The following is a 12,548-nucleotide window of genomic DNA, read 5'->3' as shown; positions in this document are numbered from 1 at the left end:
TCCGCCACACGACGCGCCCACCGGGGCCGCCCCTGCGCCCGGCCACGTGGAGCAGACCCGGGGGCGGCGCCCAGAACGGGCGGGGCATGATGGGGGCATGCGGACCCGACCTGTGTTGATCTACGACGGCGACTGCGCGTTCTGCACCAGTTGCGTGGCCTTCGCCGAGCGCCGCATCCGGCCCCGCTGCGAGGTGACCGCCTGGCAGTTCGCCGACCTGGGGGAACTCGGCACCACGCGGGACAGGGCCGAGCACGAGGTGCTGTGGGTCACGCCGAGCGGCACCGTGTACGGCGGGATCAGGGCGGTCGCCAAGCTCCTGCTCAGCGCGGGTCGCGGCTGGGCCCCGCTGGGCGCGCTGGTGAACCTGCCGCCGCTGCGCTGGATCGGCCACGTCGTCTACCGCGTGGTGGCCGACAACCGCCACCGGATGCCGGGCGGCACCCCCGCCTGCGCCCTCCCCCGCCGCGACGCCCCACGCTGACCGCCGGCGCGCCCGCCCCACGCTGACCGCCGGCGCGCCCGCCCCGCGCTGACCGCCGCTGCCCGCGTACGCCAAGAGGACGCCCGCCACCCCCGAGGCGGGCGTCCTCGTCCGTGTGGGAGCGCGGCGCGCTCCCGATGTGGTGGCGGTGCTAGGGCTTGCGCGCCACCGCGCCGTACAGCGACACGTCAGCGTCCGTGACGTTCGCGTCCGTCTCGGCGTCGGGCCGCCACCGGTGCGGCACCTCGACGCCGGGCTCGACCAGTTCCAGGCCGGTGAAGAACCGTTCGACCTCGGCGCGCGAGCGGGTCTGGGCGGGGATGCCGCCACGGTGGTAGATGTCCACCACGCGAGCCCACACGTCGGGCGCGAAGTCCGAGGTGACGTGTGACAGGACCAGGTAGCTGCCCGGGGCCAGCGCCGCGACCAGGCGCTCCACCAGGTCGTAGGCGTGGAACTCGTCGGGCACGAAGTGCAGCAGCGCGTTGAGCGACAGCGCGACGGGCTGGCTCATGTCCAGGGTCTCGCGCAGCTCCTGGGCGGCGAGGATCTTCTCGGGCTCGCGCACGTCCGCGTGGATGTAGGCGGTACGCCCCTCGCGGGTGCTGCGCAGCAGCGCCTGGGCGTGGGTGAGCACGATCGGGTCGTTGTCCGCGTAGACGACCCGCGCCTCGGGGGCCACGCTCTGGGCGACCTGGTGCAGGTTGGGCTCGGTGGGGATGCCCGTGCCGATGTCGAGGAACTGCCGTACGCCGGCCGCGGCCAGGTAGCGGGTGGCCCGGTGCATGAAGCGGCGGTTGGTGCCCGCGCAGACCTTGATCCCGGGATTGATCTCCACGACCTTCTCGGCGGCCTGCTGATCCACCTCGTAGTGGTCCTTGCCACCGAGGTAGTAGTCGTACATGCGCGCCGGATGCGGCTTGCTCGTGTCGATCCGGCTCGCTGCGCGACCGAGTTCGGCCATCTGTTCCTCCGGTTCCTGGTGCTGTCGCCACCGCGGGTGGTCGAGGGCTGGGCCGCGGTGGTAGGGGCTCGCGTGCGGGTGGTGCGGGGTGGTGCCGGGTTCGCCGTCAGGCGAGAAGGAAGTCCGCCTGGCCGCCCTTGGCGCCGTGCAGGAACTGTTCTATCTCGCGCACGGTGTAGATCAGTGCGGGGCCGTCGGGGTCGGTCGACTGGCGCAGGGCCACCCGCCCGTCGGCGAGCTTCATGACTTCGACGCAACTGCCGCCGTTGGGGCCGCTCCACGGCTTGCGCCAGCCCTCGCTGCCGAGAGCGCTGGCGGGCATGCCGTTGTAGACATGGTCGGTGTCTGCCACGGATTTGTTCACGGTCAAAGCTCCTTGCGAAGGTCACCGAGGAGGGCCTCGGTGCGTGGTGCTGGGACGGCCTGGGTGCCCATGCGGTCGAGGGCTTCGAGGTAGGCCGCCACGTCGGCGCGTTCGTCGAGGTACGAGGCGCTGGTCAGGCCCTCGCTGTAGACGACGTCGGGCAGTTCCGGCACCCGGAACCTGAACAACTGGAAGGGGCCGAACATCCCCGGGTGCGGCCCGGCGCTGAACGGCACGACCTGGAGCGTCACGTTCGGCAGTTCCAACGACTCGACCAGCCGGTCGACCTGACCGCGCATCACCTCGGCGTCCCCCACCGGGCGGCGCAGCACCGTCTCGTCCACGATGGCCCAAAGCCGCGGCGCTTCGGGGTTCGTGAGGAGTTGCTGGCGTTCCATCCGCAGCGCCACCCGGCGTTCGATCTCCTCGTCGTCGGCGTGCGGGAAGCCGACGCGCAGCAGCGCTCGCGCGTAATCGGGGGTCTGCAACAGGCCCGGGACGAAGTGCGGTTCGTAGGCGCGGATGAGGCTGGCCGCGCCCTCCAGGCTGACGTAGAGGCTGAACCAGTCCGGCAGCACGTCGCGGAAGCGGTGCCACCAGCCGGGCCGGTTGGCCTCCTCGGCCAACCGCAGGAAGGAGCTGACCTCTTCGTCCGGGATGCCGTAGGTACGCAGCAGCTTCTCCACGTACGGCAGCTTCAGCCCGACTTCGGCCTTCTCCATGCGCCGCACGGTGGTCTGGTTGACGTGCAGCGCCTTCGCCGCCTGCTCGTACGAGACCTCGGCCTTCTCCCGGAGGTCCCGCAGCCGCATGCCGAGGACTATCTGCCCAACCGTTGGGGCAGATCGCGCCTCACCCACATCCCACCTCCGCACATGGCTTGTTCGCAGCAGTGTGCCACGGTTCGGCTGACATCAACAGACTGCGCTCGCTATTCTGCATTTCGCATAATGCCCCTTGCTGACTGGGTGAGGCAGCGATCATAGGTACGTGGTCAACCCCTCTCATGACGGTCGTGGCTCGGCGACCCTACCGAGACCCGCGCGCCTGTGCTCCTCCCCCACCGCGCCCCCACCCCCCGCAGGCACCTGGAAGGCGAACGGCCGTGATCGCTCCTGAAATGACGCCCTTCCCCGTGTCGCCCAGCACCGTGGGCGCACCCTGTCACGAAGTGTTCCGCCTGCCGGCCGAACGCGCGGCGGTCTCCGACGCCCGCCGTCGCGTCCGCAGTTGGCTCACCTGCCAGCAGGTGTCCGAAGACGCCCGCGACATGGCCCAGTTGGTCATCTCCGAACTGTTCACCAACGCCGTCGTGCACACCGACAGCAGTTCCATAGCCTGCGTCCTGCAGGCGATACCCGGGCAGTTGCGCATAGAAGTGCGTGACCAGGGCGGGAGCGCCACCCGGCCCACGCCGCGCGACGCGGCGGCCGGTGACGAGTGCGGGCGCGGCCTGCTCCTGGTGGAGAGCCTCGCCGACACCTGGGGCGTGGTCCTCGGGGAACGGGGTCAGGGGCGAACGGTGTGGGCGGCGCTCCCGGCCCACACCGCCTGACGCCGCGCCCTGGCCCCGCCCCGGGCCACGGTGGTGGGCTCAGGCGCCGAGCACCCGGTCCAGGTCGTAGCTGACCGGCTCCTCCAACTGGGCGTAGCCACAGCTCTCGGGCGAGCGGTCGGGGCGCCAACGCCGGAACTGCGTGGTGTGCCGGAAGCGGTCCCCCTCCATGTGGTCGTACGCCACCTCGCAGACCCGCTCGGGGCGCAGCGGCACCCATGACAGGTCCTTGCCGCCGGTCCAGCGGCTCGGCGCGCCGGGCATCCGGTTCTGGGCGTGCGCGCTCTCCTCGCCCCAGTCGGCCCAGGGATGGCCCCGGGCGCTCGCCATGCGCAGCGGCGCCAGCTCCGCCATCAGGGCCTCGCGTCGGCGCATCGGGAAGGACGCGCACACGCCCACGTGTTGGAGCCGGCCGGTGTCGTCGTAGAGGCCGAGCAGCAGCGAGCCGACGACGGGGCCGCTCTTGTGCGGGCGCAGCCCCGCCACCACGCAGTCCGCGGTGCGCTCGTGCTTGACCTTGACCATGACCCGTTCGCCCGGTCGATAGGGAAGATCAGGCCGTTTCGCGATCACGCCATCGAGCCCGGCGCCCTCGAACTGGTCGAACCACTCGCGGGCGAGGTCCAGGTCGGTGGTGGCGGGCGCCACGTGCACCGGGGGCGTCGCGGTGCGCAAGGCGCTCGTGAGCGCCGTGCGGCGCTCGGCGAGCGGGGCGTCCAGGAGGGATCGGTCGTCGAGCGCCAACAGGTCGAAGGCGACCAGGCTGGCGGGGACCGTCTCGGCGAGCATCCTGACCCGGGAGGCGGCCGGGTGGATGCGGCTGAGCAGCGTCTCGAAGTCGAGCCGGTCGCCCTGGACGACGACGATCTCGCCGTCCAGGACGCAGCGCTCGGGCAGGTTGGCCCGCAGCGCCTCGACCAGTTCGGGGAAGTACCGGGTGAGCGGCTTGCCGGTGCGGCTGCCGAGTTCGACCTCGTCCCCGTCGCGAAAGACGATGGCCCGGAAGCCGTCCCACTTGGCCTCGTAGCTCATGCCGGGCGGGAGCTGCGCCGCGGGCTTGGCCAGCATCGGCCGTACGGGCGGCATCACCGGTAGGTCCATGTCTGGATTGTGCGGCGGCCCGTCGCCGCCCGCCCGTCGAGCGAGCGGACCACCCCGGCTTCGCTCCTCCCGGTGCCGACAGGCGCGCCGGCGGGGACCGGCCTAGCGTGGCGGCATGGCCAAGGCCCTGGAGCTCACGGTCGGTGAGCGCACGGTGCGGGTATCGCATCCCGACAAGGTGTACTTCCCGGAGCGGGGGTTCACCAAGGAGGACGTGGTGCGCTACTACCTCGCCGTCGGCGCGGGGGTGCTGCGCGCGCTGCGGGACCGGCCGACGACGCTGGAGCGCTACCCGGAAGGGGTAGCCGGGGAGTCGTTCTTCCAGAAACGGGCGCCGCGCAACCTGCCGGAGTGGATTCCGACCAGCCGCATCACCTTCCCCAGCGGGCGGTACGCGGACGAGATCTGCCCCACGGAGCTGGCGGCTGTGGCGTGGGCGGCCAACCTGGGCACCCTGACCTTCCACCCCTGGCCGGTGCGCCGCGCGCGGACCGATCACCCCGACGAGCTGCGTATCGACCTCGACCCGCAGCCCGGCACGGACTACGAGGACGCGGTGCGGGCGGCCGAGGAGCTGCGCGACGTGCTGGACGGTCTCGGCCTGCGCGGCTGGCCCAAGACCTCCGGCGGCCGGGGGCTGCACGTGTATGTACCCCTCGCGCCGGAGTGGACGTTCGTCCAGGTCAGGCGGAGCGCCATCGCCATCGCCCGGGAGCTGGAGCGGCGGGCGCCACGGCGGGTGACGACGTCGTGGTGGAAGGAGGAGCGGGGGGCGAAGATCTTCGTGGACTACAACCAGACCGCCCGGGACCGGACCATCGCCAGCGCGTACTCGGTGCGTCCTCGGCCGCACGCCCCCGTCTCGGCCCCGCTGCGCTGGTCGGAGGTGACCGACGCCCGGCCGCGCGACTTCGACGTGGCGACCATGCCCGCCCGCTTCGCCGAGGTGGGCGACGTGCACGCGGACCTGGACACGCACGCCTTCCGGCTGGACGCGGCCCTGGAGCTGGCGGCCCGCGACGAGCGCGAGCACGGGCTCGGCGACCTGCCGTACCCGCCGGACCACCCCAAGATGGCGGGCGAGCCGAAGCGGGTGCAACCCAGTCGGGCCAAGCACTGAACGGGCGGTCCCCCTCGGCGGGCACCGCGTCGGAGCGGGCCGGGCGGGGCGGCGGGGGCCACAGGGACGGGAAGGAGGCGAGATCCGTGGAGCCGGTGGCGGCGCTGGAGCGGATCGCGTTCCTGCTGGAGCGCGCGGATGCCGAGACGTACCGCGTGCGTGCCTTCCGTACGGCCGCGGCGGCGCTCACCCAACTGGGCGACGACGAGGTGCGGCGACGGGCGGCAGCGGGGACGCTGCGGGCCGTCAAGGGGCTCGGGCCCAAGACGGCCGCGGTCGTCGAACAGGCGGTGTCCGGCGAGGTGCCCAGCTACCTGCGCAAGCTGGAGACCGAGGCCGAGCGCCCACTGGCCACGGGGGGCGAGCGGCTGCGAGCCGCGCTGCGCGGCGACTGCCATCTGCACTCCGACTGGTCGGACGGCGGCAGCCCGATCGAGGACATGGCCCGCGCGGCGGCCGGGCTGGGGCACGCGTGGGCGGTGCTGACCGACCACTCGCCCCGGCTGACCATCGCCCGCGGCCTGAGCCCTGAGCGGCTGCGCGAACAGCTCGCGGTAGTGGCCGAGCTGCGTGCCAGCCTGGCACCGTTCCGGCTGCTGACGGGCATCGAGTGCGACATCCTCGACGACGGCTCGCTCGACCAGGACCGTGAGCTGCTCGACCAGCTGGACGTGGTGGTGGCCTCCGTCCACTCCAAGCTGCGCATGGACGCCGCCGCCATGACGCGGCGCATGGTGACCGCGGTGCGCGACCCGCTGGTCGACGTGCTCGGGCACTGCACGGGGCGGCTGGTGGCGGGGCGGGGCCGGCCGCCGTCCGCGTTCGACGCCGAGGCGGTGTTCGCCGCCTGCGCCGAGGCCGGCACCGCGGTGGAGATCAACTGCCGCCCGGACCGGCTGGACCCGCCGCGCCCGCTGCTGCGCGAGGCGGTCGCGGCCGGAGTGCTGTTCTCGATCGACACCGACGCGCACGCCCCCGGCCAGTTGGACTGGCTGGACTACGGCTGCGCCCGCGCGGCCGAGTGCGGCGTACCGGCCGAACGATTGATCAACACCTGGACCGCGCGCCAGCTCACCGACTGGACCCGTACCCGCAAGCCGCCCGCTCGCACTGCCGCCGGACGATCTGCGACATAGGGTGGACACCTCACCAGAAGGGCCAGCACCATGCGCTCGATGTGGAAAGGGGCCATCGGCTTCGGTCTGGTGTCCATCCAGGTCAAGCTCTATCCGGCCACCGAGGAACGCGGCGTCAAGCTGCACCAGGTACACGCCGCCGACGGCGGGCGCATCCGCATGAAGCGCGTGTGCGAGCAGTGCGGGAAGCAGATCGACTACGCGGACATCGCCAAGGGGTACGAGGACGTCGACGGCCGCACGGCCGTGCTCACCGAGGACGACCTGACCCAGTTGCCGCTGCCGAGCAAGCAGCTCATCGACGTCATCGCGTTCGTCGACGCGGACGAGATCGATCCGCTGCGGCTCTCGCGCGCCTACTACGTGGGCGCCGACTCGGCGGCGGCGGCCAAGCCGTACGTGCTGCTGCGGGAGGCGCTGGCCGACAGCGGCCGGGTGGCGGTCTCCAAGGTCGCGCTGCGCACCCGGGAGTCGCTGGCCCTCCTGCGGGTGCACGAGGACGTGCTGGTGCTGCACACCATGCACTGGCCCGACGAGGTCCGCGCCGCCGGCGGGCTCGCGCCGTCGGACAAGGTGACCGTGCGGCCCCAGGAGCTGAAGATGGCGACTTCCCTGATGGACACGCTCTCCGAGGACTTCGACCTGGACTCGCTGCACGACGACTACCAGGCCGCGCTCGACGAGCTGGTGACCGCCCGGCTCGAGGGCAAGGCCCCGCCGTCGGGCGCGGGGGCCGAGCCGGCGCCCGACAACGTCGTGGACCTGATGTCCGCGCTCCAGGCGTCGATCGACGCGCGCGAGGGCGAGGGCGGCCGACCCCGCGCCAAGGGGGCCGCCAAGTCGGGAGCGAAGAAGAGCACGGCCAAGAAGACCACCGCCGCCAAGGAGGACACCGGTTCCACCGGTCGCCGCACGACCAAGACCGCGGCGAAGAAGAGCGCCACGCCGAAGTCCGGACGTATGACGAAGACCGCGAAGTCCACCCAGTCGAAGAGCGCGGAGCGGCAGCCGGCCCGGCGCAAGCACGCCTGAGCCCGCGGCCACCTCCCCCAGCCGGCCACGGTTCGCGGCGCGGTCGGCTACGTGACTACCGGGGGCGGCGTCCCGAACCCGGCGGGCGCGGGCCGGGACAGGGCAGGCGCGCCGCCGGGTGAGTGCCCCGGCGCGCCCGGGGCGGTCGCCGGGGGCTCGCCGGGGCGCGGGCGGCGTGGGACGGGTTAGGGCACCACCACGATCTTGCGGCCCACGCCCGCGCGGAACTGTTCGAGGGCCTGCGGGTACTGCGCCAGCGGCAACCGGTCGCTGATGAAGACGGCGGGGTCGAGCACGCCGGTGGCGAAGAGGTTCGCCGCCCGCTCGTAGCTGTGCAGCACGGCCATCGAGCCGGTGATGGTGATCTCCTGGTTGTAGATGCGGTACGGCTCGATCGTCGCGGTGGTGGCGTAGTCGGCGACGCCGAACTGCAGAAAGGTTCCGGCCTTCGCGACCCGTCGCAGGCCGTCCTGGATGGCCGCCGAGTGGCCGGTGGCGTCGATGACGACGTCCCAGCCCCGGGGCTGGTCCAGTTCCTGTGCGGTGGCCGCCGTACGCGAGCAGCCCAGGGCGCGGGCGGTGGCCAGCCGGTCGGGGTTGAGGTCGAGCACGTCGACGCTGGCGGCGCCGGTGCGCTTGGCCAGTTCGAGCATCATGAGCCCCATGGTGCCGCTGCCGTAGATCAGCACCTCGGCGCCGAGGTGGTTGTTGAGCACGTCGTATCCGCGCACGGCGCACGAGAGCGGCTCGATGAGCGCGGCGTCCTGGAGGGAGACGTGGTCGGGCAGCTTCACGCAGTTGCCCACCGGTGCCAGGGCGTACTCGGCGGCGCCGCCGGCCACGGAGACGCCGATGGCGTTCCAGTTGTCGCACAGGTTGCCCCGACCGGCCCGGCAGTAGCGGCACGCCTGGCAGTACAGGGACGGGTCGACGGCCACCCGGTCGCCGACGGCCAGCTCGCTCACCTCGCTGCCGATGCCGACGATCTCGCCGGCGAACTCGTGGCCCGGCACGACGGGCAGGGTCGGCGCGAACTCTCCCTCCAGGATGTGCAGGTCCGTTCCGCACAGGCCGCAGGCGGCCACGTCCACGACCACCTCGCGCGGGCCGGGCGTGGGGTCGGGGACGGTCGTCACGGTGACCTTGCCGACGGCCTCGATGAGCGCGGTTCTCATTTCACTGCTCCTAGCGACAGGCCCTGGACGAGCTTGTCCTGGGCGGCGAACCCGGCGGCGAGCACCGGGAGGGAGATCACGACGGACGCTGCGCAGACCTTGGCCAGGAACAGGCCCTGGCTGGTGATGAAGCTGGTGAGGAAGACCGGCGCGGTCTGCGCCCTGACGCCGGTCAGCACACGGGCGAAGAGCATCTCGTTCCAACTGAAGATGAAGCAGATCAGCGAGGTGGCGGCGATGCCGGGGCCGGCGACGGGGGCCACCACGCGGGCCAGGATGGTGCGCAGCGGGGCACCGTCGATCTGCGCCGCCTCGATGATCGCCACCGGGATGTCGGCGAGGAAGGACTGCATCATCCATACCGCGATCGGCAGGTTCATCGACGTGTAGAGGATGACCAGCAGCCAGATGTTGTCGAGCATGTCGACGTTCTTGGCGAACAGGTAGATCGGCAGCAGCCCGGCGACGACCGGCAGCATCTTGGTGGACAGGAAGAAGAACAGCACGTCCGTCCACTTGCGCACGGGGCGCAGGGACAGCGCGTACGCGGCGGGCAGCGCGAGCACCAGCACGAGCAGGGTGGAGCAGACGCTGGCGGTCAGGGAGTTGATCAGCGACGGCCAGGGGCTGGCGCCGCCGTCGGCGCCGAAGAAGGTGCGGTAGCCGTCCCAGGTCAGCGAGGCGCCGAGGGAGGGCGGGTTGGTCGCGGCGTCCTGCTCCGAGTGCAGGGAGGTCAGCACCATCCAGGCCACGGGGAGGAAGAAGAGGAGCCCGACCAGCCAGGCGAGCAGCCCGAGGGCGGCCCCCCGACGCCGTGCCCCGCGCCGCGGGCCGGCCAGTGGGCGCCGGCGGGCGGCTGGCCGGGAGGTCGCGGCGCCCGTGGGCGCGTCTGCGGTGGCGGTCATGAACGGGACGCCTCCTCGGTGAACAACGACGAGACCACCCGCAGCGCGAAGGTCGCGATGATGATCGAGCCGATGACGACGAGCACGCCGGCCGCCGACGCCTGGCCGTACTCGTGGGCCTGGTAGAAGGTCTGGTAGATGGTGTAGGGCAGGTTGGCCGTGTCCAGGCCGCCCGCGGTGATGGTGAAGACCGCGTCGAAGTTCTGCACGATGTACACCGAGCCGAGCAGCACGCCGAGCTCCAGGTAGCGGCGCAGGTGCGGCAGGGTGAGGTAGCGGAAGATCTGCCAGTTGCCGGCGCCGTCGATGCGCGCGGCCTCGATCATGTCCATCGGACGGCTCTGCAACCCGGCCAGCAGGATCAGCATCATGAACGGTGTCCACTGCCAGATCAGCGATGCCTCCACGGCCAGCAGCGGCATGTCGGACACCCAGTCCGGCTGGGGCGGGCTGTCGTCGCCGAAGCGGGCGGCCACCCAGGTCAGGGCGCCGTTGAAGAGGCCGTAGTCCGGGTTGTAGAGGACGTGCTTCCACAGCAGCGCGGCGGCGACCGGGACGACCAGGAACGGGGCGATGAGCAGCGTACGCACCACCCCGCGGCCCCGGAACTCGCGGTCGAGCAGGAGGGCGAGCAACAGCCCGAGGACGACGGTGGCCAGGACGACGGTGGCCGTCAGGACGGCGGTGGTGAGCACCGACTCGCGCAGCGCCTCGTCCTCGGCGGCGTGGCGGTAGTTGCTCAGGCCGGTGAAGTGCCGGTCGTCCGGGTCCAGGGAGTTCCAGTCGAAGAGCGAGATCACCAGGGTCGCCACGAACGGCAGTTGGGTGACGGCGATCAGGAAGACCAGGGCGGGCAGCAGCGGGGCGCGCGTGGCCCACACCTTGAGGCGGTTGGGCGGCTGCGACGGCCTGACCGTAGTGGGTGTGACGGGGGCGCGCGGCCCGGTGGTTGGCGCGGTCATCAGTCCTGGTACTCCTCGCCGACCCGCTCGGCCATCTTCTGGGAGGCGCGCAGCGCCTCGCGCACCGGCTGGCGGCCGGCGATGGCCGCGCTGATCTCCTGGGAGACCCTGGTGCCGAGGTCGGTGAACTCGGGGATGCCGACGAACTGGATGCCGGCGGTGGGCCTCGGCTGGACGCCCGGGTCACGCGGCTTGGTGGCGGCGATGGAGCGGTGCGTGACGTCGGCGAACGCGCTCGCCGCGGACCGGTATTCCGGTCGGGCGTACGTCGAGGCGCGTTTGCCGGCCGGTACGTTGGCCCAGCCGCTCTCCCGTCCCACCAGGGCCTCGTATTCCTTGCTGGAGGCCCAGGAGATGAACTTCCAGGCGTCGTCGGACTTCTCGGACGCCTTCTGCATGCCCCAGGCCCAGGTGTAGAGCCAGCCGGAATCCGAGGTCTTGTTCACCGGCGCCTTCACATAGCCGATCTTGCCCTTGACGGGGGACTTCGCGTCCTCCAGCGTGCCGGCCGCCGCGGTGGCGTCGTACCACATCGCGCTTTTGCCCTGCGACATGTTGTAAAGGCATTCCGCGTATCCCGACTGCGCGGCGCCCGCCTGCCCGTGTTCACGCACCAGGTCGACGTAGAACTGGGTGGCCTCGACGAACTCCGGTGACGTCAGACGGGCTTTCCAGTCCTTGGTGAACCAGGTGCCGCCGAAGGTGTTGACCACCGTGGTCAGCGGCGCGGTCAACTCGCCCCAACCGGGCAGTCCCCGCAGGCAGATGCCCTTCATCCCGGGGCGTGCGCCGTCGGTTTTCGCGGCGATGTCGGCCACCTGTTGCCAGGTGGGCTCGGCGGGCATGGTCAGGCCGCGCTCGGCGAGGACGTCCTTGCGGTACATCAGGAAGGAGGATTCGCCGTAGAACGGCTCGGCGTAGACCTTGCCGTCGTCGGCGGTCAGCGACTGCCGTACCGGGGCGAGGATGTCCTGCTGGTCGAAGGCGCGGTCCTTGGCGAGAAAGGGCCCCAGGTCGCGTAGCCAGCCGTGTTCGGAGAAGAAGGGGACTTCGAAATTGCTGATGGTGGCGACGTCGTACTGGCCGGCCTGGTTGGAGAAGTCCTGACTGATTTTGTCGCGGACGTCGTTCTCGGGCAACACGGTGAAATTGACCTTGATGCCGGTGTCCTTGGTGAAGTGTCGCTTGGTCAGCTTCTGTAACTCCACCATCTGTGGGTTGTTGACCATCAGGACGTTGATGGCGTCACCCCCGAAGAGCGAGGAGCCGCCGGCACCGACGTACCCCTCGCATGCGGTGCACGCCGCGACGAGCGCCCCCGCCGAGGCGGCGGCGACCAGCGCGCGAGCGCCGCGTCGGGTGTGGATGGACATGGGTTCTCCCCGTGGATCGATATCACTGGGTGGCTGGGGGGCGCGCCGGGCCGTGGTCGGGTGGCCGAGGCGCGCGACGCGTACCGGGCCCACCGCTCGCCCCGGGCGGGGCCCCGGGCTGGGCGGCCGAGGCGGGTTGGGGCGCGCGGGTGAGGTGGTGCTGGTACGGCGGTTGGGGGCGTCGGCGGGCGGCGCGAGCTGGGGCGGCACGGGCTGAGGGTGGGCCAGGTTGCTCCGATGGGGTCGCGTACTCGCGTACGAGGTCGGTGGGTGCCGGTCGCCCCGGCGCTGTGTGGTGGGAGCCGGCCCGGGCGACTGGTCGGGGCGCCGTTGGCGGGGCGCGGTGCGGGCCCCGCGCGGGTGCCGGCGGCGCGGCG

The 12,548-nt window shown here is 71.8% G+C and carries 13 protein-coding genes; 5 read left to right on the top strand and 8 right to left on the bottom strand.

Features of this window, described 5'->3' with window-relative positions:
* Positions 1-97 precede the first annotated feature (97 nt).
* A complete protein-coding gene (locus H7H31_RS32975) occupies positions 98-484 on the top strand; it encodes a thiol-disulfide oxidoreductase DCC family protein (protein WP_187118194.1) in 387 nt (128 codons plus the stop codon).
* A gap of 151 nt (positions 485-635) precedes the next feature.
* Here the strand turns inward: H7H31_RS32975 and H7H31_RS32970 are convergent, their stop codons facing one another.
* The 3 genes from H7H31_RS32970 to H7H31_RS32960 all read right to left on the bottom strand — a co-directional run bounded on the left by H7H31_RS32970 (position 636) and on the right by H7H31_RS32960 (position 2,672).
* Complete coding sequence (locus tag H7H31_RS32970; RefSeq protein ID WP_187059747.1) at positions 636-1,448, bottom strand: SAM-dependent methyltransferase; 813 nt, start codon at positions 1,446-1,448, stop codon at positions 636-638.
* Positions 1,449-1,554: 106 nt separating this feature from the next.
* Positions 1,555-1,770, bottom strand: coding sequence for a DUF397 domain-containing protein (locus tag H7H31_RS32965; protein WP_176165787.1), 216 nt, complete (start codon positions 1,768-1,770; stop codon positions 1,555-1,557).
* Positions 1,771-1,814: 44 nt separating this feature from the next.
* Positions 1,815-2,672, bottom strand: coding sequence for a helix-turn-helix domain-containing protein (locus H7H31_RS32960; protein WP_187059746.1), 858 nt, complete (start codon positions 2,670-2,672; stop codon positions 1,815-1,817).
* 245 nt (positions 2,673-2,917) lie between these two features.
* Here H7H31_RS32960 and H7H31_RS32955 point away from each other — a divergent pair, with 245 nt between their 5' ends.
* Positions 2,918-3,367, top strand: coding sequence for an ATP-binding protein (locus H7H31_RS32955; protein WP_232110211.1), 450 nt, complete (start codon positions 2,918-2,920; stop codon positions 3,365-3,367).
* 39 nt (positions 3,368-3,406) lie between these two features.
* Here the strand turns inward: H7H31_RS32955 and H7H31_RS32950 are convergent, their stop codons facing one another.
* A complete protein-coding gene (locus tag H7H31_RS32950) occupies positions 3,407-4,468 on the bottom strand; it encodes an ATP-dependent DNA ligase (RefSeq protein ID WP_187064773.1) in 1,062 nt (353 codons plus the stop codon).
* Between the two features lie 115 nt (positions 4,469-4,583).
* Here H7H31_RS32950 and ligD point away from each other — a divergent pair, with 115 nt between their 5' ends.
* From ligD to ku, 3 genes are all read left to right on the top strand, one after another.
* Complete coding sequence (gene ligD, locus H7H31_RS32945; protein WP_187064771.1) at positions 4,584-5,588, top strand: non-homologous end-joining DNA ligase; 1,005 nt, start codon at positions 4,584-4,586, stop codon at positions 5,586-5,588.
* 86 nt (positions 5,589-5,674) lie between these two features.
* Positions 5,675-6,724 carry a PHP domain-containing protein gene (locus H7H31_RS32940; protein WP_187064769.1) on the top strand — a complete coding sequence of 350 codons (1,050 nt, stop codon included), beginning with the start codon at positions 5,675-5,677 and terminating at the stop codon, positions 6,722-6,724.
* A gap of 39 nt (positions 6,725-6,763) precedes the next feature.
* Positions 6,764-7,756, top strand: coding sequence for a non-homologous end joining protein Ku (ku, locus tag H7H31_RS32935; protein ID WP_372455990.1), 993 nt, complete (start codon positions 6,764-6,766; stop codon positions 7,754-7,756).
* A 185-nt stretch (positions 7,757-7,941) separates the two neighbouring features.
* On the opposite strand, the gene H7H31_RS32930 is transcribed toward ku, so the two are convergent.
* The 4 genes from H7H31_RS32930 to H7H31_RS32915 are packed head-to-tail and all read right to left on the bottom strand — an operon-like array spanning position 7,942 to position 12,171.
* A complete protein-coding gene (locus H7H31_RS32930) occupies positions 7,942-8,931 on the bottom strand; it encodes a zinc-dependent alcohol dehydrogenase family protein (RefSeq protein ID WP_187064766.1) in 990 nt (329 codons plus the stop codon).
* Entirely contained in the window at positions 8,928-9,836 is a 909-nt protein-coding gene (locus H7H31_RS32925) for a carbohydrate ABC transporter permease (RefSeq protein WP_187064764.1), read from the bottom strand. The genes H7H31_RS32930 and H7H31_RS32925 overlap by 4 nt, the downstream gene beginning before the upstream one ends.
* Complete coding sequence (locus tag H7H31_RS32920) at positions 9,833-10,798, bottom strand: carbohydrate ABC transporter permease (RefSeq protein ID WP_187064762.1); 966 nt, start codon at positions 10,796-10,798, stop codon at positions 9,833-9,835. The genes H7H31_RS32925 and H7H31_RS32920 overlap by 4 nt, the downstream gene beginning before the upstream one ends.
* Positions 10,798-12,171, bottom strand: a complete 1,374-nt coding sequence (locus H7H31_RS32915; RefSeq protein ID WP_187064760.1) for an ABC transporter substrate-binding protein — start codon at positions 12,169-12,171, stop codon at positions 10,798-10,800. The genes H7H31_RS32920 and H7H31_RS32915 overlap by 1 nt, the downstream gene beginning before the upstream one ends.
* Between the last annotated feature and the right edge of the window lie 377 nt (positions 12,172-12,548).

This window comes from Streptomyces buecherae (assembly GCF_014295035.1).
In the GTDB taxonomy this organism is placed as follows: Bacteria; Actinomycetota; Actinomycetes; order Streptomycetales; family Streptomycetaceae; genus Streptomyces; species Streptomyces youssoufiensis.
The sequence above is the reverse complement of the archived record's forward strand: the minus strand, read 5'-3'. Positions and strand labels throughout refer to the sequence as shown.

Bases quoted from the DNA above. Each gene is read 5' to 3' on its own strand.
- ligD (WP_187064771.1), top strand. From the start codon at position 4,584: ATGGCCAAGGCCCTGGAGCTCACGGTCGGTGAGCGCACGGTGCGGGTA.
- H7H31_RS32950 (WP_187064773.1), bottom strand. From the start codon at position 4,468: ATGGACCTACCGGTGATGCCGCCCGTACGGCCGATGCTGGCCAAGCCC.
- H7H31_RS32970 (WP_187059747.1), bottom strand. From the start codon at position 1,448: ATGGCCGAACTCGGTCGCGCAGCGAGCCGGATCGACACGAGCAAGCCG.
- ku (WP_372455990.1), top strand. From the start codon at position 6,764: ATGTGGAAAGGGGCCATCGGCTTCGGTCTGGTGTCCATCCAGGTCAAG.
- H7H31_RS32920 (WP_187064762.1), bottom strand. From the start codon at position 10,798: ATGACCGCGCCAACCACCGGGCCGCGCGCCCCCGTCACACCCACTACG.
- H7H31_RS32965 (WP_176165787.1), bottom strand. From the start codon at position 1,770: ATGCCCGCCAGCGCTCTCGGCAGCGAGGGCTGGCGCAAGCCGTGGAGC.
- H7H31_RS32975 (WP_187118194.1), top strand. From the start codon at position 98: ATGCGGACCCGACCTGTGTTGATCTACGACGGCGACTGCGCGTTCTGC.
- H7H31_RS32930 (WP_187064766.1), bottom strand. From the start codon at position 8,931: ATGAGAACCGCGCTCATCGAGGCCGTCGGCAAGGTCACCGTGACGACC.
- H7H31_RS32925 (WP_187064764.1), bottom strand. From the start codon at position 9,836: ATGACCGCCACCGCAGACGCGCCCACGGGCGCCGCGACCTCCCGGCCA.
- H7H31_RS32915 (WP_187064760.1), bottom strand. From the start codon at position 12,171: ATGTCCATCCACACCCGACGCGGCGCTCGCGCGCTGGTCGCCGCCGCC.